General features: G+C 48.2%; 24 protein-coding genes, 1 tRNA gene and 1 other RNA gene. 12 read left to right on the top strand and 14 right to left on the bottom strand.

The window, feature by feature from the left end; genetic code table 11:
• Positions 1-123: 123 nt before the first annotated feature.
• Together HCX92_RS13105 and HCX92_RS13100 are read left to right on the top strand one after the other, a co-directional pair.
• On the top strand, positions 124-633 hold the full coding sequence (locus tag HCX92_RS13105; protein ID WP_169295411.1) for a copper chaperone PCu(A)C: 510 nt from the start codon (positions 124-126) through the stop codon (positions 631-633).
• 29 nt (positions 634-662) lie between these two features.
• Positions 663-1,106, top strand: a complete 444-nt coding sequence (locus HCX92_RS13100) for a CopD family copper resistance protein (protein ID WP_169295410.1) — start codon at positions 663-665, stop codon at positions 1,104-1,106.
• On the opposite strand, the gene HCX92_RS13095 is transcribed toward HCX92_RS13100, so the two are convergent.
• The 9 genes from HCX92_RS13095 to HCX92_RS13055 form a co-directional block, all read right to left on the bottom strand.
• Positions 1,096-1,944 carry an alpha/beta fold hydrolase gene (locus HCX92_RS13095; RefSeq protein WP_248290065.1) on the bottom strand — a complete coding sequence of 283 codons (849 nt, stop codon included), beginning with the start codon at positions 1,942-1,944 and terminating at the stop codon, positions 1,096-1,098. The genes HCX92_RS13100 and HCX92_RS13095 overlap by 11 nt on opposite strands.
• A gap of 58 nt (positions 1,945-2,002) precedes the next feature.
• Positions 2,003-2,677 (bottom strand): tol-pal system protein YbgF, encoded by a 675-nt coding sequence (gene ybgF, locus HCX92_RS13090; RefSeq protein ID WP_169295409.1) that lies wholly within the window; start codon positions 2,675-2,677, stop codon positions 2,003-2,005.
• A 77-nt stretch (positions 2,678-2,754) separates the two neighbouring features.
• Positions 2,755-3,237 (bottom strand): peptidoglycan-associated lipoprotein Pal, encoded by a 483-nt coding sequence (gene pal / locus HCX92_RS13085; protein WP_169295408.1) that lies wholly within the window; start codon positions 3,235-3,237, stop codon positions 2,755-2,757.
• 25 nt (positions 3,238-3,262) lie between these two features.
• The gene (gene tolB / locus HCX92_RS13080; protein WP_169295407.1) at positions 3,263-4,546 is read right to left on the bottom strand and encodes a Tol-Pal system beta propeller repeat protein TolB; all 1,284 of its coding nucleotides are present in this window, start codon (positions 4,544-4,546) and stop codon (positions 3,263-3,265) included.
• A gap of 34 nt (positions 4,547-4,580) precedes the next feature.
• Entirely contained in the window at positions 4,581-5,753 is a 1,173-nt protein-coding gene (tolA, locus tag HCX92_RS13075; protein WP_169295406.1) for a cell envelope integrity protein TolA, read from the bottom strand.
• Positions 5,754-5,781: 28 nt separating this feature from the next.
• The gene (locus HCX92_RS13070; protein ID WP_169295405.1) at positions 5,782-6,222 is read right to left on the bottom strand and encodes an ExbD/TolR family protein; all 441 of its coding nucleotides are present in this window, start codon (positions 6,220-6,222) and stop codon (positions 5,782-5,784) included.
• Between the two features lie 2 nt (positions 6,223-6,224).
• Positions 6,225-6,905, bottom strand: a complete 681-nt coding sequence (gene tolQ / locus HCX92_RS13065) for a protein TolQ (protein ID WP_169295404.1) — start codon at positions 6,903-6,905, stop codon at positions 6,225-6,227.
• A 9-nt stretch (positions 6,906-6,914) separates the two neighbouring features.
• The gene (gene ybgC / locus HCX92_RS13060; protein ID WP_169295403.1) at positions 6,915-7,340 is read right to left on the bottom strand and encodes a tol-pal system-associated acyl-CoA thioesterase; all 426 of its coding nucleotides are present in this window, start codon (positions 7,338-7,340) and stop codon (positions 6,915-6,917) included.
• 24 nt (positions 7,341-7,364) lie between these two features.
• The gene (locus tag HCX92_RS13055; protein ID WP_169295402.1) at positions 7,365-9,107 is read right to left on the bottom strand and encodes a proline--tRNA ligase; all 1,743 of its coding nucleotides are present in this window, start codon (positions 9,105-9,107) and stop codon (positions 7,365-7,367) included.
• Between the two features lie 62 nt (positions 9,108-9,169).
• On the opposite strand from HCX92_RS13055, the gene HCX92_RS13050 reads away from it, so the two are divergent.
• The gene (locus HCX92_RS13050) at positions 9,170-9,775 is read left to right on the top strand and encodes an RNA pyrophosphohydrolase (protein ID WP_169295401.1); all 606 of its coding nucleotides are present in this window, start codon (positions 9,170-9,172) and stop codon (positions 9,773-9,775) included.
• Between the two features lie 214 nt (positions 9,776-9,989).
• A tRNA-Leu gene (locus tag HCX92_RS13045) sits at positions 9,990-10,076 on the top strand.
• Positions 10,077-10,199: 123 nt separating this feature from the next.
• Here the strand turns inward: HCX92_RS13045 and HCX92_RS13040 are convergent.
• Positions 10,200-11,093, bottom strand: a complete 894-nt coding sequence (locus HCX92_RS13040; RefSeq protein WP_169295400.1) for an NAD-dependent epimerase/dehydratase family protein — start codon at positions 11,091-11,093, stop codon at positions 10,200-10,202.
• Positions 11,094-11,329: 236 nt separating this feature from the next.
• On the opposite strand from HCX92_RS13040, the gene HCX92_RS13035 reads away from it, so the two are divergent.
• A complete protein-coding gene (locus HCX92_RS13035) occupies positions 11,330-11,590 on the top strand; it encodes a DUF4148 domain-containing protein (protein WP_169295399.1) in 261 nt (86 codons plus the stop codon).
• 113 nt (positions 11,591-11,703) lie between these two features.
• On the opposite strand, the gene HCX92_RS13030 is transcribed toward HCX92_RS13035, so the two are convergent.
• Complete coding sequence (locus HCX92_RS13030; protein WP_169295398.1) at positions 11,704-12,609, bottom strand: NAD(P)-dependent oxidoreductase; 906 nt, start codon at positions 12,607-12,609, stop codon at positions 11,704-11,706.
• A gap of 169 nt (positions 12,610-12,778) precedes the next feature.
• On the opposite strand from HCX92_RS13030, the gene HCX92_RS13025 reads away from it, so the two are divergent.
• From HCX92_RS13025 to ssrS, 3 genes are all read left to right on the top strand, one after another.
• Positions 12,779-13,192: a hypothetical protein gene (locus HCX92_RS13025; protein WP_169295397.1), complete on the top strand. Its 414-nt coding sequence runs from the start codon at positions 12,779-12,781 to the stop codon at positions 13,190-13,192.
• Positions 13,192-13,503, top strand: a complete 312-nt coding sequence (locus HCX92_RS13020; protein ID WP_169295396.1) for a cell division protein ZapA — start codon at positions 13,192-13,194, stop codon at positions 13,501-13,503. The genes HCX92_RS13025 and HCX92_RS13020 overlap by 1 nt, the downstream gene beginning before the upstream one ends.
• 50 nt (positions 13,504-13,553) lie before the next feature.
• Positions 13,554-13,736, top strand: a non-coding RNA gene (gene ssrS, locus HCX92_RS13015) — 6S RNA.
• Between the two features lie 58 nt (positions 13,737-13,794).
• Here ssrS and lgt read toward each other — a convergent pair.
• A complete protein-coding gene (lgt, locus tag HCX92_RS13010; protein ID WP_169295395.1) occupies positions 13,795-14,583 on the bottom strand; it encodes a prolipoprotein diacylglyceryl transferase in 789 nt (262 codons plus the stop codon).
• Between the two features lie 167 nt (positions 14,584-14,750).
• Here lgt and HCX92_RS13005 point away from each other — a divergent pair, with 167 nt between their 5' ends.
• Positions 14,751-15,101 (top strand): c-type cytochrome, encoded by a 351-nt coding sequence (locus HCX92_RS13005; RefSeq protein WP_248290064.1) that lies wholly within the window; start codon positions 14,751-14,753, stop codon positions 15,099-15,101.
• Positions 15,094-15,636, top strand: coding sequence for a peptide-methionine (S)-S-oxide reductase MsrA (gene msrA, locus HCX92_RS13000; protein ID WP_169295394.1), 543 nt, complete (start codon positions 15,094-15,096; stop codon positions 15,634-15,636). The genes HCX92_RS13005 and msrA overlap by 8 nt, the downstream gene beginning before the upstream one ends.
• Before the next feature lie 89 nt (positions 15,637-15,725).
• Here msrA and HCX92_RS12995 read toward each other — a convergent pair whose 3' ends face one another.
• Entirely contained in the window at positions 15,726-16,322 is a 597-nt protein-coding gene (locus HCX92_RS12995; protein WP_169295393.1) for a LysE/ArgO family amino acid transporter, read from the bottom strand.
• 113 nt (positions 16,323-16,435) lie between these two features.
• Here HCX92_RS12995 and HCX92_RS12990 point away from each other — a divergent pair, with 113 nt between their 5' ends.
• Positions 16,436-17,329, top strand: coding sequence for a LysR family transcriptional regulator ArgP (locus HCX92_RS12990; protein ID WP_169295392.1), 894 nt, complete (start codon positions 16,436-16,438; stop codon positions 17,327-17,329).
• A gap of 68 nt (positions 17,330-17,397) precedes the next feature.
• Here the strand turns inward: HCX92_RS12990 and hppD are convergent, their stop codons facing one another.
• Positions 17,398-18,513 carry a 4-hydroxyphenylpyruvate dioxygenase gene (gene hppD, locus HCX92_RS12985; RefSeq protein WP_169295391.1) on the bottom strand — a complete coding sequence of 372 codons (1,116 nt, stop codon included), beginning with the start codon at positions 18,511-18,513 and terminating at the stop codon, positions 17,398-17,400.
• A gap of 147 nt (positions 18,514-18,660) precedes the next feature.
• Here hppD and HCX92_RS12980 point away from each other — a divergent pair, with 147 nt between their 5' ends.
• Complete coding sequence (locus HCX92_RS12980) at positions 18,661-19,140, top strand: Lrp/AsnC family transcriptional regulator (protein WP_169295390.1); 480 nt, start codon at positions 18,661-18,663, stop codon at positions 19,138-19,140.
• Positions 19,141-19,877 lie beyond the last annotated feature (737 nt).

Raw genomic sequence — 19,877 nt, 5'->3', positions numbered from 1 at the left:
CGCGTTCAAGTGATAACGCAGATCAATTACATTGGATCAAGCACATGATAGTATGTTCAAAACGGAATAAGTAGCATTATTTAATTTTGGATTTTTAATTATTTATTTTGATAAAGGTGGCATATGAAAAAATCAATGCTTGTAGTGTCTTTGGGGCTGTCTGCAGTCTTGATGTCGGGGGCATATGCCCAGCATGGACACGGCCATGGTCATGCCATGAATATCGAAGTAAGCACCGAAAAGGGTACCAACAATGTTTCCATTGAAAAATGCTGGGTACGCCTGATGCCCTCAGTCACCCCTTCGGGTGGTTTTTTTGATATCAAGAATCATGACACCACACAAATAGCGGTTATCAAGGCTATTGAAACAGATGCGTTTGAAGAGACCATGCTGCATCGTTCTTATATGAAAGATGGACAGTCGGGCATGGAAATGGTGCCTGAAGTCATCGTCAAGGCAGGTGAAACCTTGCATTTTGCACCTGGCGGGTTTCATGCCATGCTTGAAAAGCCGGCTGCAGGCCTGAAAGCGGGCGATAAAATACAAACCCGTTTTGTACTGGGTACCGGAGACAGAATTCCGGTTACTTGTGAATTGAAGCCGGTCAATGCCCGGTCGTTTGACCATTAAATATCGGTTATGGCTGGATTGGACGTTATATGAGCTACAGTATTGCGCATATCGTACACCTGTTCTGCGCGATTGTTTTTGTGGGCGGGGTGTTTTTCGAGGTGCTGGTTCTGTCTGCCGTTCATGGCAAGCAGGTTTCCAGGTCCGCCCGGCATGAAGTGATGCCAGTCATTGGAAAACGGGTGAAAAGTTTCATGCCATGGGTGGTGGTTGTGCTGTTTCTTTCCGGTGTACTAATGGCCATGCGCTACGGTGCTGTCCTATCCCATCCTTTTTCATCGGCTTTTGCCTGGCAGCTGAGTCTTAAAATCCTGTTGGCCTTCAGCGTCTTTGTGCATTTTTTGATTGCCATTGTCAAAATGAAACACAAAACCTTAACCAAGGCATGGTCACGCTATATTCATATGAGTGTTTTTGTGCATATGATTTTTATTGTGTTTTTGGCCAAATCCATGTTTTATTTTAATTGGTGAATGCTTGCTGAATTAAGTGATCAAGGATAATCCGGTTGAACTCATGAGGCATGGCCAGATTCATGCCGTGAGATGCAGGCGAGATGACATGGCTTTGGGCCTGGGGCAAAATGCTGTCAAGACGTGCAATGATTTGGGGAAACGGGGCTGGACTGTCTGATCCACCCAGCAGGGTAATGGGGAGCGTCAAGGCTGAAAAAATCGCTTCATCAAAGTAAAAGGCCGGTTCATTTTGTTGTAATATCAGCGTATTGGCATTGTCCCGAACCATTTGCTTGAACCATCTGACCATGCGTTTCCAGGTGTTTTCACCGCTGACGGCATCAATAAAAACAGCCAGGCCTTCGTCAAGCTTTCCTTCCTGTATGGCCAGTAGTGCTTCATGTTTAAAGTTGGCATGGCTTTCCTGTTGGCGGGTTCTGATTCCGGGGTCGGCCAGAATGAGTGAACGGACTTTGTCATTTTGCTCCAGTGCCATTTGGATGGCAATCGAACCACCGCGGGAATGCCCCAGAACATGGGCGGACTCAATATTTAAGGCATCTAGCAAGTGAAGCATGTCGCGGGCATGCTGATAAACCGAAAACTCGGTTTGGGCGTTTTCCTGGGGCCAGTAGTGGGGCAGGCTCGGCACAATGACCCGACAATGTCCGGCAAGTTCGGGCAGTTGCCAGCGCCAGTACCGCAAGTCACACAATGAGCCATGGATTAACAATAGTGCTGGGCCTGTCCCCTTGTCTTGGTAGTGAAAACAGCTGCTTGTGGTCTGAAGAGTTTTAATGGGAAAGGAAGAATCCATGACAGTGCGGGAAAGAGGGTATAAAAGTAAAGGCATCATGATCACACTTGAGGAAGGTGCGATGGAATGATGCCTGTTTTTTTGAAGCGGGAATAACTTATCTGAACAGTTCCAGACGCTGTTTGGCCGTATCAGCGGAAGGGGTGTCGGGATATCGATTGATAATGCTTTGCAGGGTTTCTTTGGCGCCAGCAATGTTATTGAGTTCAACCTGGCTCCCGGCAATGACTAACAGGGCATCTCCGGCTTTGGGGTCAGCAGGGTAGTTGGCCACCATGGATTGCAGTCTTTGTATGGCACCTCTGAAGTCTTTGCTCGCATAAAGGCTGCTACCTTCGTAAAAACGGGCGCTGGGTGTCAATGGGCTGTTTGGATAGGTGGTGGCAAAATTTCCCAGGGCTACGCTGGATTGGGCGTAATTACCCTGCCTGAACAGGTCAAGGGCTTCATCATAAGCACGCTGTTCGTTAGGGTCACCAACTTGGGGGGTGGGGTCATAGCCGGCCTCGACACGTGCCGATTGACGCGAAAGTGTGTCTGCACTACTGAGTCTTTCAACTTCTCCGCGCAGTTGGGTAATTTGGGTTTGAAGGTTTTGGATTTTATTGGAAAGCTCAAGCCTTGCCTGTGCACTTTGTCTTAGCTGGGCACGCAGATCAAGAATGGCACGACGTGCATCTTCATCTTCAAATGCATAGGCATTGGTATTCAAGATGCTACAAAAAAAAGCGGTGGTGAGCAGTGAAAGTGTGTGTTTTTTCTTAACGATCATGTTTACTCCAGTAAAACAGCAACGCCGCACAGCCATACCGTGCGGCGTGTCACAATGCAAATTATCCGAACGAGCGATTAACGGAGGTAGTTAATATCTGCGCGACGGTTTTCTGCATAGGCTTCTTCGGTGTTACCTAATGCTTTGGGACGCTCTTTACCAAAGCTGACCGCTTCGATCTGGTTACCGTTTACACCTTGTTGTACCAGTTGATTGCCAACTGCAACTGAACGGCGCTGACCAAGAGCCAAGTTGTATTCGGCACTTCCACGAGCGTCGGTATTGCCTTCAATACGAACGCGCTGTTGTGGGTGTGCGGTTAGATACTGAGCGTGCATTTGGACTAAAGGCTGGTATTGCGGTTCAACAGCATAGCTGTCAAACGCGAAATAAACAGAGCGCTGTTGAGCTAACGGGCTGTTAGGGTTGAATGGATCCATGGCAGCGCCTGATGCATAGTCGCCTGTACCTGCACTGCCATCCAATGGAGTTGAGCTACATGCCGCCAGGGAGGCAGCGATGGCTGCGATTGCCAAAGTTTTCGCGATGCGAGAACTCATAGTATTTCCTTTAAAATATACACGATTAATCAGTAAACGGGCCCCAAGCAGCGCTTGATACGTTTCCGACTGATGGAATACTTGCTTGGAAAGAGCCGTCAGTGTTAACAATGCTTAAGCCTCCGCTTGAAACATAAAGTATTTGCATCCCGTTTGGTGCAAAACTTGGAGAAAGATCATTGGGCCCGGAAGTAAGGGTTTTATCCGAACCGCCACCCAGCCCTTGCAGGGCGATGGAGTATGAGCCTCCTCTTAGACTAGAATATACCAGTTTTGTGCCGTCTGGTGAAATTTTTCCAGAGACGTTTTGAGACCCGTTGAAGGTAAGACGGCTGGCGCCACCACCATTCAGACCCGTGCGGTAAATTTGTGCGCTGCCACCACGGTCACTGGTAAAGATGATGCCACTGCCATTCGGGAAGTAAAAAGGTTCTGTATCAATTTCGTGCGAATCGGTGAGTTTGCGCGGTGTTGAGCCACCCGAGGCACTTATTTGGTAGATGTTTGAGAGTGCATTCATGCTAAGCGCCACGGCAAGTTGGCTGCCATCTGGAGACCATGCGGGTGCACTGTTGTTGCCCTTGTAGTTGGCAACCACCTGACGTGAACCGGTGGCCAGGTTTTGTATATAAACAACGGGTTTGCCGGTTTCAAAACTGACATAAGCCAATCTTGAACCATCTGGAGACCAGGCGGGAGAAATGATGGAACTGGGTGAGTTGACGACGACTTTGCGGTTTTCACCATCGGCATCAGCGACCACCAATTGTTGCCCTGTTGAATACGCGATTCTTGTTGCGAAAATGCCACGCACTCCGGTCATTTTCTCATAGATGGCATCGGCGATTTTATGGGCCAGACGACGCATTTGAGGGTCGGCAATGTTTTTGGCCTCAAGAGGGGCTCTCAATGCGGTGTCGGTAAGCTGGTAATTGGCGGTTGTGCCGTTGACAGAGCCATAAGCAACGGTTGTTGCGCCCAGGTTGGAGATGGCAGCCCAGTTAGGAGTGCCGTTTGAGTCGATGGTAAGCGCCTGGGTGCGGGTCACTTCAAACTGTCCGGAACGGATCAGGTCGGCACTGATAATATCGGCAATTTCCTTGCCATTGGTGCCGGCAAAATCGGCAATGATGATAGGAAATTTATTGGCAGAACCAGAGCCTTGCAGGGCGACCTGAACCTGGGCCTGGGCAAAATTGCCCAGTTGCAGGAAACATGCAAAAACAAGGAACAGAAAAACACGGTGCATGAATGCGAGCCGGCCTTGGCCGGTATTCCGCATGCTGCGATTATCAAGGGTTGCAGTCATAGCACATCTCCTTAGTCAGACAAAAAAGTAAGAGTTATCGTGGTGTGTAGGTGTAAGGACCTGTCACATAGGTATTTCCTGATGGTGGCTTTGGAAATGGATTGCATGCCATCAGGGCTTTTTGTACAGCAGCATCAAACGCGGGATTGCCTGAGCGTTTCGTAATTTTGGCTGATTTTGGCTTGAATGAGGCATCAAAATCAACGCGATAGGTTAACTCCAGTTTGGCATTGCCGTTAAAGAGCAGGCGGGGCTGCACGCACTGTTGTACTAGTCTGGCGTAGGCTGAGTTGCCGCCACCGCCACCAACCTGATTCCGGTTGCTTGCGCCACCCTTGATACCGGCGGCACTGGCAATGTCACCACGCATGGCTGCCCGCAAGGCTTCGCCTTGGGATTCGGCCTTCTGCTTGGCTTGGGCCGCTTTTTTGGCATCGGCTTTTGCTTTGGCCAGTGCTTTTTCTTTTTCCTGTTTGGCTTTGGCCTCTGCCAAGGCCTTGGCTTTTTTCTCGGCTTCTTCCTTGGCCTTGGCCTCTGCCAGTGCCTTGGCTTTTTTGGCGGCTTCTTCCTTGGCCTTGGCTTCTGCCAGTGCTTTTGCCTTGGCTTCAGCTTCCTGTTTTGCCTTGGCTTCCGCGAGTGCCTTGGCCTTTTTCTCGGCTTCTTGTTTCGCGGCTTTGGCTTCTGCCAGCGCTTTCTCGCGAGCGGCTTCAAGGGCTCGTGCTTCCGCCAGTGCTTTTTCGCGGGCCTCTTTGGCTGCCTTGGCATCCGCCAAGGCTTTTTGACGCTGCTCTTCCTGTGCTTGCTGGCGTTTCTTTTCTATGGCAATTTCAGGATCTTCCTGTTGCTGGGCATTGGCTACCGGTTTCTGGGCAGAAGGAGGGGGTTCGGATGCCTGGGGGGCCGCCTCGGGTTCTGCCGGGGATTCCTGGCTTTCCAGCTCTTCAACCGGTGGATCAGGGTCCTCATCACTTGTGGTATCTTCTTCTTCCGGTTCGGGAGACTGTGTTTGGGCCGGTGCTTTCAGTACCTGTTCCGTACCTTCGGTCCACAACTCCAATTGTATGGGACCGGTGGGCGCCTCGGGAGAGGCCAGCAGACTGACGATAAGTGCGATCACTAACAGGCTATGAAGCGTCAGGGCGCCGATAAGCCCTTTGCGGTCATCGGACTGCTCATAGAACTCGTTAGGATTTTCAGTGTGTTTCATGAAAATAGGTCGTGTTAATCAGGCAATCTTAATTTGAGGAGTTTTCACTGTTTTGGTTCACCAGCAAACCAAGGCGGGTCAGACCATTGCTGCGCAGGGTATCCATGATTTTGACGACATCCTCATAGGGGACTTTCCCATCCGCGGCAATAATGACGGGGGTGTCAGCCTGAACCAGTGCCTGCACCTCGGAGAGTAAATTGTCTTTCTCGATTTTCTGGAAGGTTTTGCCGGCTTCACGCAGGCGAATGGAAATGTCACCGTTTTCGGCAAGTTCGATTTCAACCGGCGTTGACGGAACTGTTGCCGCCTGGCCAACCGAGGGCAGGTTGATCAGGCCTGGCGTGATCATGGGGGCCGTGACCATGAAAATAACCAGCAATACCAGCATGACGTCGATATAGGGAACCACGTTCATTTCATTTTTCATTCGACGGCCACGTCGATGGCTGTTTCTTCTGGAAGACATGATTAGCGTACCTGACGTTGCAAAATATTCAGAAACTCATCAATGAAACTATCAAAACGGTTGGCCAGTTTGTCGATGTCGTTTGAGAAGTGATTGTAGGCAATGACAGCGGGAATGGCTGCAAACAGGCCGATGGCCGTGGCGATAAGCGCTTCGGCAATACCTGGCGCAACCGCTGCCAGAGTTGCCTGCTGGGTAGTTGATAGTCCGATGAAAGAGTGCATGATGCCCCAGACGGTGCCCAATAGCCCAATGTAGGGGCTGACCGAGCCGGCAGAAGCCAGAAAGTTCAGACGGGAGTCGAGCAGATCCAGTTCGCGCTGGTAGGTGGCTCGCATGGCGCGGTTGGGGCCTTCCATGAGCGTATTGATGTCGGTGTTGCCGGTACGGCGGGCTTTCATGAATTCGCTCATGCCCGCTTCGAAAATACGGGCCAGTGCACCATGCTCTTCAGTGTTGCGGCTGATGGACTGGTGCAGGGAAGACAGGTCACCGCCTTTCCAGAAGGCATTTTCAAATTCGCGGGTTTGTGTTTGTGTGCGTTTTAAGGTTAGTCGTTTGCTTATGATGTAAGTCCAGGAGACCACCGAAATGGCCAGCAGGATAAGCATAACGATTTGTACGGGGGCGCTCGCATTGACTATCAGCGAGAAAATTGACATCTCATCTTGAACGGGTTGCATAATAAAATATTAGTCCTGCACGGAAATTAATAAGGTTCTGACTGAGGGGGGTATGGCCGCTGGCCGGAAAGTTTGATTGTTGACGCAACATATTTTAATCGTGCTTTCAACCAGTAGCTGGGCGTCTCGTTCTGCCCATTGTACGAAGGTGGCAGAGGCATCGCCGACTTTGGTGATTTTGCTTTTAATGACAATCATATCGTCAAGCCGGGCGGGTTTTTTGTAGTTCAGTTGGGTGTTGACAACCACAAAAATGCGGTTGTCACTGCTGGCCAACTCTGATTGATTGACACCAAGATGGCGTAGCCATTCAGTGCGGGCACGCTCAAAAAACTTTAAATAATTGGCGTAAAAAACCACACCTCCGGCATCCGTGTCTTCGTAGTAAACCCGGATGGGAAGTGTGAATTGCCTGTTGTCTTGTTTTTCAGACATTTAAAACCCTGATAAATCAGTGAATTATAGCGTATTTTTAAGGTTGTTAAACAAGGATAAAACGTAAGCGTTTACTTCTGCCACAGGGACTTTAACCGCCTCTGCTTTGCTGCGCTCCTGTACCTCGATAATACCGTCCTTGAGCCCTCGATCACCAATGGTAACCCTGATCGGCACGCCAATGAGTTCCCATTCCGAGAACATGACACCGGGGCGGGTATCACGATCGTCAAGTATAACGTCTATATTGTTTTGTTTCAGGGTTTCGTAAAGTGCTGTTGCTTCATTGCGAATGGCTTCGCTTTTTCCCCAGCCCACCGGACAAATGACAACCTCGAAGGGGGCCATGGCAATTGGCCATATAATGCCTTTTTCGTCATGGTTTTGTTCAATCGCGGCGGCGGTGATGCGGCTGATGCCAATGCCGTAGCAGCCCATTTGCAAGGTTTCGGGTTTGCCGTTTTCGTTCAGGAAAGTGGCCTTCAGTTCGGACGAATATTTGTCACCCAGAAAGAACACATGGCCAACCTCGATACCGCGCTGGATAGCCAGCGTACCGGGCTCACCAATGGCCGGGTCTCCGGCAACCACATTGCGCAAATCGGCCACTTCGGGTTCGGGTAGGTCACGGCCCCAGTTGATGCCGGTAATGTGATAGGGCGCTTTATTGGCACCACAAATAAAGTCGGACATATTGGCAACTGTGGTGTCAGCAATGATGTTGACGGGTTTGGCGGTATTGAGCGGACCAAGATAGCCGGGCTCAGAGCCAAAGTATTCAAGAATTTCCTCTTCGGTAGCCAGACGAAAACCATGTTTGAAGGCAGGCAGCTTGCTGACCTTGATTTCGTTGATTTCATGGTCGCCACGCACCATGAGCAGCCATACTTGGGCAGGCCCCTCTTCAGGCGTGGTGACGAACACCACCGATTTGACGGTTTTGTCCAAGCTGACCCCCAGTTGCTGTGCAACCAGTTCGCATTTGTTGGCGTTGGGTGTTTCAACTTCCTGACTTTCCTGGGTTGGTTCAGCGCGTTTTTCAATCAGGCAAGGCGCTTCGGCCAGTTCTATGTTGGCGGCATAGTCAGAGTCGGGGTTGTACACGATAAGGTCTTCGCCGGTATCGGCAATCACCTGGAACTCATGGCTGCGTGAGCCGCCAATAGAGCCTGTATCGGCAGCAACGGCACGAAAAGTCAGTCCAAGACGCTTGAAAATACGCATGTAGGCGTTATACATGATGTCATAGCTGGCCAGGGCACCGGCTTCATCGCGATCGAAAGAGTAGGCGTCTTTCATGGTGAATTCACGACCACGCATCAGGCCGAAGCGGGGGCGGCGTTCATCACGGAATTTGGTTTGGATGTGGTAAAAATTAACGGGCAGTTGCCGGTAACTGTGGATTTCATTACGGGCAATATCGGTAATGACTTCTTCAGAAGTGGGTTGCAGCACAAAGTCACGCTGATGGCGATCCTTGATGCGCAGCAGTTCAGGGCCGTATTGTTCCCAGCGGCCGGATTCCATCCAGAGTTCCGCGGGCTGAACAACAGGCATAAGCAGCTCTATGGCACCGGCTTTGTTCATTTCCTCACGAACGATCGCCTCTACTTTGCGCATGATTTTCAGGCCTAACGGCATATAGGTATAAATGCCGCCTGCGTGTTTTCGAATCATGCCGGCACGTGTCATTAATTGATGACTGACGATTTCGGCTTCTGTGGGGGCTTCTTTTAAGGTATTTAAGTGAAATTTGGATGCTAACATGGTTACAGACTCAATAGATACGTATAATCAACTAAATTGTATTTGAAAATGGGGGTGGCCGCATGCTGGATCGCGAAGGCTACCGTCCTAATGTTGGTATTATCCTTGTTAATCAGAAGAATGAGGTGTTCTGGGGTAAAAGAATTCGAGAACATTCATGGCAGTTTCCGCAAGGTGGCATTAATCATGGTGAAAGCCCTGTGCAGGCCATGTTCCGTGAACTTCATGAAGAAGTTGGTCTGAAACCAGAGCATGTACGAATATTGGGACGAACACGTAATTGGTTACGGTACAACGTACCGGATAATTTTGTGCGACGCGAGTCGCGAGGATATTATAAGGGGCAAAAGCAGATTTGGTTTTTATTACGTTTGGTGGGCAAGGATTCTGATGTCAGTTTACGGGCAACCAATCATCCGGAATTTGATGCCTGGCGCTGGAGCCGGTATTGGGTTCCTCTGGATTCAGTGATCGAATTCAAACGTGAAGTATATATGCAGGCGTTGAATGAGTTGTCCAAAATCATTTTTCGCAATCCATCCGAAACCCGAACTTCCAGGCCGCGCCAGTTTTATGGACGTAAATCACAGGCGGGGCGTGGCAAAAAAACAGATGCCGCCAATACCCAAAAAACGGAGAAAGCAAAAATCCCGTTGGGTGTTGAGTAGCGGTAATCGGTTTATCATTCACTGGCTGGTGCTGTTTAAATGGCACCGGCCAGTTTTGTATTGTGATGATTGAAATTGTTGTTTTGTTGTATTGAAAACAACAAAGATGAAAAAATCATAAAATAATCAGAAACAGGACTTGTGTTTTTTTATAATGGGATTATAATTTCATCTTCATCGCGAAACGCAGTAAATAAGCAAATCGCATGTAAGTGCCCAGGTGGCGGAATTGGTAGACGCACTAGGTTCAGGTCCTAGCGGGAGCAATCCTGTGGAAGTTCGAGTCTTCTCCTGGGCACCATTAATTGCTTTTGAATAAAAAAACAAATCAGCAATTAATTTCAATTTATCTCATCTTTTTCTGTTTTTCCTCAAGTAAATATTTCAACTTCCAATGGTTGTTGCATTTCGCAGTCATGTTTCTTTAGATGTTCCAGGCCTTGCTCACCAGCTCACCGTAATGCACGGGTGTGTGTCCAATCAGGGCTTCAAAATCAGCACAACTATCTTCATTGTTGGTGGCCAGCATAGTCATGGTCTCTGTGCACCATGGAATGCCTGGGGCCAGATCTCCCAGGCGGGCGCTTAGGATGCTCAGGCTGTCAGGTAAAGGTAGAACGCGAGCCGGGTTTTTACCGCACTGTTGTCGCAGGCTGGCAATGAAATCACTCATCAGAACCGGTTCTGCTCCGGTGCAGCTGATAATGCCCTGTTGTACAAGGGCAGGGCCCAGCAGGGCAACGACAGCTTCAGCCAGATTAAGTACGGAAACAGGCTGGACACGCGCATGCAGAACCGGTTTGGGCAAAAGCAGCAAAGGTAATCTGGCCAAGTTCATGAAGAGCCCACTGCTGGCGCCACCTTTGCCAAATACAATACTGGGGCGCAATATGGTGTGGTTTATTTTGCCACTGTCAGCGAGCCCCATAAGGTAGTGGTCTGCAGCCCGTTTGGTACGGGCGTATTGTGTTTCGCTGGTTTCGCTGCCAAGCGCTGAGATTTGTATGACCTTTTTAATGTTTGCCAGAGCACAGGCATCCCATAGGGCGATGGGGGCGTGTTGGTGTACGGCATCAATGGGGCGGTTACGGGACGTGCGAAGAACACCCACGGCATTGATGACGGCATCTACATTGTCAAGCCGGGGCAGCCATGCCTGGGGGGTGGTATCTTTGGCATAGTCAACCACCACGCTATTGGGTAGGGCACCGGCATGTCGTGCCGAGATGCCGGCAATCACTTCATGGCCGGCCTGTTTAAGTGCCCGGGAAATGTTTTCGCCAATAAAGCCTTTTGCACCACATACAAGCACTTTCATGATGACTCTCCAGTGTGTTCGTGATTGATTGGAACTAAAATTGCTATAAATATTCTTAATTGTAGGATAAATGTCTGATTATATTTCCATTAATGGAAATACATTTGCAACAATCGCTATTTTTCTATCACGTTTACCGCTTCATAATAAACCCATCAAATCAACTTTCCCGAAATTTAACAAATCGGTATGAAACTTGATTTTTATTGAAAGTCATTAATATTTTGGAGTTTATTATGAAAAACATCATTAAAGCCGCCCTTATTGCCACTACTCTTGCCGCAGGTGCGGTGCATGCCTCAGCCTTGAGTGAGTCTGATTATCCGTTTGTGCCCAATGCCGCAAGTATCGATGCAGGACAAAAAGTCGAACAGCGCATGACTAAAGAGTCTTCTTCTCCGGCGGTTGTGGTAAACAGTACCAAAACGCGTAAGGCGGTTCAGCAAGAGCTGCTTGAGTATCAGCAGACTCATGGTGATGTATTTATTTCAAACTGATCGGTTTTGTCTTTCTCGGTTGTTAGTGTTTTTGATGCTAAGACCTTGAGTATATAGTGAAAAAAGTCGTACCATTCAAAAAAGGCACGACTTTTTTGCAGGGTTAAGGCTGATCAGGGTTTCAGGCGGGAAATAAGACTGGAGGTATCCCAGCGGTGACCGCCTTTTTGCTGTACTTCCGCATAAAACTGGTCGACCAAAGCCGTGACCGGTAGCAGGGCGCCATTGCGCTTTGCCTCATCCAGTACCAGGCCCAGGTCTTTGCGCATCCAGTCTACGGCAAAACCAAAATCAAATTTGTTTTCAATCATGGTTTTGCCACGGTTATCCATCTGCCAGCTTTGAGCAGCACCTTTGCCGATGACATCCAGCACGGCATACATGTCAAGACCTGCCCTTTCTCCGAAGGCAATGGCTTCCGACAGGCCCTGGACCAGGCCGGCAATGCAAATCTGGTTGACCATTTTGGCCAGTTGGCCGGCACCGGGTTCACCCAAAAGGGTAATCGCACGTGAGTAGGGTTTTGCAACCGCCTGGATTTTGTCGAAAACAGCCGGTTCGCCACCGCACATGACAGTAAGCACGCCGTTGACAGCGCCCGCCTGCCCGCCAGAAACGGGGGCATCGATAAATTCCAGCTGTTTTTCTTTGGCTAATTGATATAGTTCGCGCGCAACATCGGCAGAGGCCGTGGTGTGATCAACAAAAACGGCACCTGGTTTCATGCCATTGAAAGCGCCCGTTTCTCCCAGGACAACGCTACGCAGGTCATCATCATTGCCCACGCAACAAAAAACAGCATCGGCGTCTTTGCTGGCCTGTGCCGGAGTAGGAGCCCATGATCCGCCAAACTCGGCAGCCCAGCTTTCGGCTTTGGCGGTGGTGCGGTTGTAGACGCAAACCTTGTGACCCGCCCTGGCCAGGTGACCAGCCATGGGAAAGCCCATAACGCCCAAACCTATAAAAGCCACATTGATGGCAGGGGTCGTTTCGTAAGATTTTTCGGTAATTGATGCCATGGCAATCCTGTTGATGTCAAAATGGAAAAAACACTTGAAAGATTAATATACCTTAATATTAAAAAATCCGGTTTGTGGTTTTGAATACAGGGTAAAATCAATATCTTCTTATTTTTAATCCAGTGCGTTTACCTGTAAGCGCGCCTTTTGTACTGAATACGATATCACTATGTTGCAAGACTTAGATCAAGTTGCTGCTCGTGTCGGGCAAGTGGTTCAATTATCACGCAGTTTAATGGCTGAGCGTCAGTCCATTGCCACACGGCTGGAGTTGGCCGAAAAGGCCCGTGACTCATACCGCGATCAATTCCAGGCCCGTGAGGACGAGTTCAAGAACATTATGCAGCGCCTGGATAACCATGAGCAGGAAGTGGGTGAAATCCGTGCCAAGGCTGAGCATGAGAATGTTCGGTTAAAATCCGAGCTCGAAAGTGCGCAACAGGAAATTGCCCGGTTGCAGATCGATCTGGCCAAGGCGCAAAGCGAGCTGGCTGCTTTTCGTGAGGGAGCCATGAAGGCACGTGATCGTGTAGAACACGTGTTGGCCAATTTGCCTGGTGCTGTTACGGAAGGAGCTAAATAATGGAACGGGTCAATGTATCAATTCTGGGGCGTGAGCTTTCTCTTGCCTGCCCTTCTGAAGAACGGCAAAAGCTGGTAGAGGCCGTCAGGCATGCAGATCAGCTTATGCTTAAAATCAAAGGCTCTGGCAATGCATCGGTTAGCAATGAGCGTATTGCGATCATGGCATGTATTCAAATGGCTTCCGATCTTTTGTCTGTGAGGGCGGTTGACGGGCCTTTTGCTGGTGTACAATACGGTGACTTCAAGAAAAAAATTGAGGAACTCAATACTTTGCTTGATGATGGAATTAATGAATTAAAAGGCTTGTAAAAGTCAGGCTGGAAAACAAGTTTTAGTGTATTATCAATTTACACGAAAGGTTGTCCCTGCGGTATTCGTGACTTGGCTTATCATCTCTTACCTATGCTTATGGCATCAGGTTATCGGATTATGAAGTGGGTGTGAGCGTCTCTCGTCAGACGAACCCGAAGCTTTATTGATGGTGACCAATCTTGAACTTTAGGGTTCGAGGTGCCGGCCTAGACGGTACATGCGGGGCATTTAATGAAAAAGCGGATCTTGGTTTCAAGATCCGCTTTTTGCTTGGTACGGGCTTTGAATTTATTTGTTGTTCGCCGTTTTTTTTGTGCTGCTTATATATAAGTAGATGCCCGCCAGAATCATGGGGATGGACAGCCACTGTCCCATGCTAAAGCCCAGGGCCAGAAAACCCAGGTAACTGTCGGGCTCGCGTGTATATTCGGCAATAAAGCGAAAAACGCCATATCCCATCAGGAAAACGGCACTGACTTGACCAACGGGTCTTTTCTTGCCTGAAAATAACCACAGGATGATAAATAATAGAATCCCTTCGAGCAGCATCTGGTAAATTTGTGAAGGGTGGCGGGGAATATTGCCGGCACCTGGAAAAATCATGGCCCAGGGGACATCGGCCGGGCGGCCCCAAAGTTCACCGTTAATGAAATTGCCCAGACGTCCGCAGGCCAAACCCAGTGGCACCAAGGGGGCGATGAAATCGGTCACTTCGAAAAAAGTCTTGCCTACTTTACGGCCAAACAGATACATGGCCAGTAACACGCCAAGAAGCCCGCCATGAAAAGACATACCGCCGTCCCAGATCGAGAAGATTTCCAGTGGATGTGCAAGGTAAAAAGAAGGTTGGTAAAACAGGATATAGCCAAGGCGACCACCCAGGATGACGCCCAGTACACCATAAAAGATCAGGTCTTCAAAGCGTTGTTGGGTCAGGTCAATCATGCCTTTTTTTATGCGGTATCTGCCCAGTATCCATACCAGGGCAAAGGCAAGCAAGTACATCAGCCCATACCAATGGACTTTTAATGGGCCAATTTCGATGGCAACAGGATTGATTTCGGGAAATGGGATCATGTGTTCGGTTCTGTTGTATGGGAATGAGAAATAATTGGTTCAGTCAATTTTCTGGATACAATAGCATTATCGCAGTTAAAAAAGTATAAAGTGTTGTGGCGAATGTTCCGGAAGTTGTCGTGTAAATACATTTAATTGTTTAAATTTTAATTATGTTTGGGTTGAATATGTGGCGTTCGCTGGGTAGATGGTGTTTTTTATTAATGATGTGCGGGTCAACGGCCGTTTATGCTTCCGGTCAGCTTGATGGGGCAAAACTGGCGCAGGAAAAAGTTTGCCTGGGTTGTCACCAGGTGGAAAAGGCCCGGGTAGGGCCACCGTTCAAAGCCATAGCCCAACGCTACCAGCAGGCCAGCGATGAAATTGAAGTCTATCTGGCTCAGGCAATTCGCCAGGGGGGGCGAGGTCGATGGGGGGTCATTCCCATGCCAGCCCAGCCACAAATCAGTGAGGAAGACGCATTGACGATTGCCCGATGGATTCGGGGTTTGAGTTTGGAGGGGGCGACTAATGAATAATACATTAACAGAAACAGCGGTATTGGGAGGTGGTTGCTTCTGGTGCACCGAGGCGGTTTTTTTACGTCTGCGCGGTGTGATTGATGTGCAGTCGGGTTATTGTGGTGGCCATGTGGATAATCCCAGTTACGAGCAGGTGTGTGAAAAAAATACCGGTCATATTGAAGTGGTGAAAATTGAGTTTAATCCACAGGAAATCGGTTTTGATGACTTGTTGACGGTTTTTTTTGAAACGCATGACCCGACCACGCCCGATCGTCAGGGAAATGATGTGGGGCCGCAATATGCGTCGGCCATTTTCTTACAGAACCCCGGGCAGGAGGCCGTTGCCCGTTCACACATAGAACGGCTGCAAGAACAGTTTGCTTTGCCGGTGGTTACCAAGTTGTTGCCCAAGGCGCAATTCTGGCCAGCCGAAGCCTATCATGACAATTATTTTGCCCGTAATCCCAATCAGCCTTATTGCGCTTTTGTGGTGTCTGAAAAAGTAAACAAGTTCATGAAACGTTTTCCCGATAAATTGAAGGCTTTTTGATGTGGCAGGCATGCTGCTGTCTTATAAAAAAAGCCCGGTTTTTACCTGTTAACGACATAATCACTGCGTGAACTGGTTTTATGAGGGCTTTATATTAATGAAAGGGCGATTGACCACATAATCATACCGGTGCCTATATCCAGTATTTGCCAGGCCCTTGCCCTTTTGAACAAAGGTTGCAGCAAACGGGCACCATAGCCCAATGAAAAGAAAAACAAAAGGGATGCCAGGCTGGCGCCTAGGAAAAAGTTCAGGCCCTTGCCCGGGTAGCGGGTAGAAACAGAACCGATCAAAAGCAGGGTGTCCAGGTAGACATGCGGATTCAGCCAGGTAAAGGCCAGGCAGATTAATAGTGTTTTTTTCAGGCTGCTGGGTGTGTTGATCTGGCTTGCATTCAAGCTGCTTTGCCCTTTGAGGGCGGAAATGAAATTCATGAGTCCATAAAAAAACAGGAAAGCGGCACCGGCATAGCGGATGGTGGCCAGCCAGAAACCGGATTGGGACAAAACCACGCTAAAACCGGCAACACCTATGCCAATAAGCGTTGCGTCAGAAATGGCGCAAATCAGGCATACCCAGAAAACATGTTCAGCCTTAAGGCCCTGGCGAAGAATAAACGCGTTTTGCGAACCAATGGCTAAAATAAGGGAAAGTGAGAGCAGGAATCCTGCAAAAAGAGCGCTCATGGGGAAATCGAATGGGATATAGTTCAGAAGACTGGATTATGCATTGAACGGATTGTTATTTAAATATAATTTAATTTATTTTATATATATTAAATTATATTTAAGGAAGTGTTGTGATTCATGACTTTGATCCGCGTCAGACCCAGGCATTTATCGCTATTCTTGAAGGCGGCAGTTTTGAGGCAGCAGCCCAAAAACTGAATATTACGCCAGCAGCAATATCGCAACGAATACGGGCGCTGGAAAATGCGCTGGGTGCGCCATTGGTGCAAAGAACCCGGCCGTGTCAGGTAACCAGGCAAGGCATGAAGCTGGCGCAGTTTATACGTAAGCGAGAGTTGTTGTTCAAGGATTTCCAACGCACTTTTTTTCCTTCAGAAAACCAGTTTCTGGAGCTGAATATATCCGTTAATAATGACTCAATCGGATCCTGGTTCATGCCCGCTATTTCAACGTTTGTAATAGAAAACCGGATTTTGCTTAATATCCTGTTAATTGATCAGGATTTAACACATCGTCATATGGAGGAGGGGCTGGTGGTGGCGGCGTTATCCTCCAATCAACAGGCCATGAGGGGTTGTTCCAGCCGTTTCCTGGGGAATTTGCGTTATTCCATGATGGCAAGCCGTGAGTTCATGCAGCGTTGGTTTTCGCTTGGTTTTAATCGGGAGACAGCTGTGCAGGCGCCCATGTTGATTTTTGATCAAAATGATTTGCTGCAGGAACAGTTCCTCAAAAAATATCTGGGTTTATCGCAAAGTGCCTGCCCCTGTCATTACATACCTGCTTCGGAACCCTTTACTGATGCCATACGTCTGGGCTTGGGTTATGGCATGGTGCCTCACACAATGTTAAACGATAAAGACAATGCTCGTCTGGTGCAGGTCATGCCGGGGGCTTATATTGATGTCCCTTTGTATTGGCATCAATGGAATCAGGAATCTGCGGTGCTTTCAGCACTGGGCAATGAGGTTGCCCATCGTGCTGAAGGTGTGTTGCTTCAATAAAGCAGTCTGATTCAATTAATGACGGGCATGTTTTGTTGCTTATCAACTCCTGGTTTTGAAGGGCAGAATTACTCTACTGTTTTCAAGACGCCCCGGCGCATCTGATCCAGTTCGATGGATTCAAACAGGGCCTTGAAGTTGCCTTCGCCAAAACCTTCATTGCCTTTACGCTGGATAATCTCAAAGAAAATGGGACCAATCTGGTTTTCGGTAAAAATCTGCAAGAGTAAATCGTTGTTCGGTCCACCGTCCAGAAGAATACGGTTCTTTTTCAAGCGTGCTACATCCTCGTTGTGGTTGGGCAGGCGTTGGCTTAACAATTCATAATAGGTGTCAGGCGTATCCAGAAATTTCAGCTTGTTTTGCCTTAGTGCTTCTACCGTCTCATAAATATTGTGGGTGCCCAGGGCAATATGCTGGATGCCCTCACCATGATATAAGTCCAGATATTCCTGGATTTGTCCTTTTTCTTCGGTACCTTCTTCATTAATCGGGATGCGGATTTTTCCACAAGGAGAAGTCATGGCCTTGGACTTGACGCCTGTTACTTTACCTTCAATATCAAAATAACGGATTTCCCTGAAGTTGAACAGGCGCTCATAAAACTCGGCCCATTCCTGCATGCGGCCTTTATGGACGTTATGGGTAAGGTGGTCAATAATTTGCAGGCCGGCTCCTTGGTGATTCAGGTCTTGACTGGCGGTTTCGCAATTGATGGGTTCAAAGTCAACATCATAAATACTGATATCGCCAATGCCGCAGTGTCCGTCTTTTCCTTTCCAGCGATCAACCAGATAAATCAGGGAGTCACCAATACCTTTAATCGCCGGAATATTCAGTTCCATTGGGCCACTTTGTGAATCAAACCCCCAGGCGCCCAGTTCCAGTGCGCGTTGATAGGCTTTGGCGGCATCCTGGACCCGAAAGGCAATCGCGCAGATGGACGGGCCATGCTGGCGGGCAAACCGTTGGGCAAAAGAGTCCTTTTCGGCGTTGATGAGAAAATTAATTTCGCCCTGGCGGTATAGGGTGACGTTTTTGGTGCGGTGCCTGGCGATGGCTTTAAAGCCTAAAGCGATAAATACCTTGCCCAGTGCTTCCGGATCGGGGGCGGTGTATTCAATAAATTCAAAACCGGCTGTGCCCATTGGGTTGTCCCAGGGGGTGAATGTTTCAGTGTTCATGATTATCTCCTTTTGTTATTGATTCATTGTCAGCTTGTGCGTAAATGATATTTTAATAAAAAATGAACAACTAAAAATTGCGAATAAGTCTCGAAAAAATGAATTTTTAAATTATTATTCTAATAAATAAAATATTAAGGAAATAAAATGCCAATAAATTCACTGGATAAGATAGACAAGCAAATTATTAATGAGTTGCAGCAGGATGGAAGGCTGAGCAATCTTGAGTTGGCCGATCGGGTTGCGTTGTCTCCGAGTCCTTGTTTGCGACGGGTCAAGCGCCTGGAAGATGAGGGATATATCACGGGATATACCGCAAAGGTCGATCCGGATAAGATCGGTTGCGGCTTGATTGCTTATGTATCCATTCATCTGAACAAGGTCAATGGTGGCAGTCATGCACCCATGGAGGAATTTGCCCAAGATGTGCAGAAATGGCCCGAGGTGGTGGAGTGTTATGCCCTGTCCGGGGAAATGGATTACATATTAAGAGTGCAGGTAAAAGATTTGGCGGCTTTTTCGGCGTTCTCCATGAATGTATTAATGAAGCATCCTTCTGTTATTGATATGCGCTCAAGCTTTGCGTTGCAAAAAATAAAAGAAAGCAAAATGCTTTATGTTAGATAAAGACGATCACATGTACACATGTTGTAAAAAAATAACGGGCGCTGGTATGGATAATAAATCATGTGTGGAGCAATGAGTTGGGTGAGGTGAGCGGAGCCAGGACAGCATTCAGGCAAGGGTTTTGGATATGTGGGAGTCTGTGGTGCAGGCAGAAAACCTCTTCCTGTTGCGTTGTTGCAATAAAAGCACAAATATTCTGAGGGGTGGGCTTGCTTTATGTTTTCAATTAAATCAATGGCTTATGTTTTTTTGTGTAAAATACCTACAGATATTTGTAGAAAAAGCTTGCCAAGGTGCGAAGAAGTCCGCTATAGTTACATTCTTTCGCAGCAACGGCATTAGGGTTTACCCCAAAACGTCCGGCGGTGAAAAGGAAACGAAGTCTGGTTAAGTGTGTTGGTTTAGAACGCTACGGCTTAAGCAGGCAACGTGAAGTTGGTGGTCTGGCAGGTTGGTGTTAACGATTTGCCAGGGGGTTTAAAAAGAACGGTTTTAAAAATTCTTTAAAAAAGTTCTTGACAAACAAAACCACATACTTCATAATCTCGTTTCTCTGCTGCTGACACAGCAACGCAGTCAAGTCAGTCTGATGTGAAAACCTTCGGGTTTGAATCGGGTTGAGCTGAATGCGACAAGACCTACTGTAAAGCAGGTTTGTGTCAGCCTCATGACCGTTGGGTCATGTTGTAATGCTCTTTAACAATATAACAGCCGATAAGTGTGGGCGCTTGGAATGT

The sequence above is a fragment of the Advenella sp. EE-W14 genome, assembly GCF_012923605.1.
GTDB lineage: Bacteria > Pseudomonadota > Gammaproteobacteria > Burkholderiales > Burkholderiaceae_B > Advenella > Advenella alkanexedens.
This window is presented reverse-complemented; position numbering and strand designations above follow the sequence as displayed.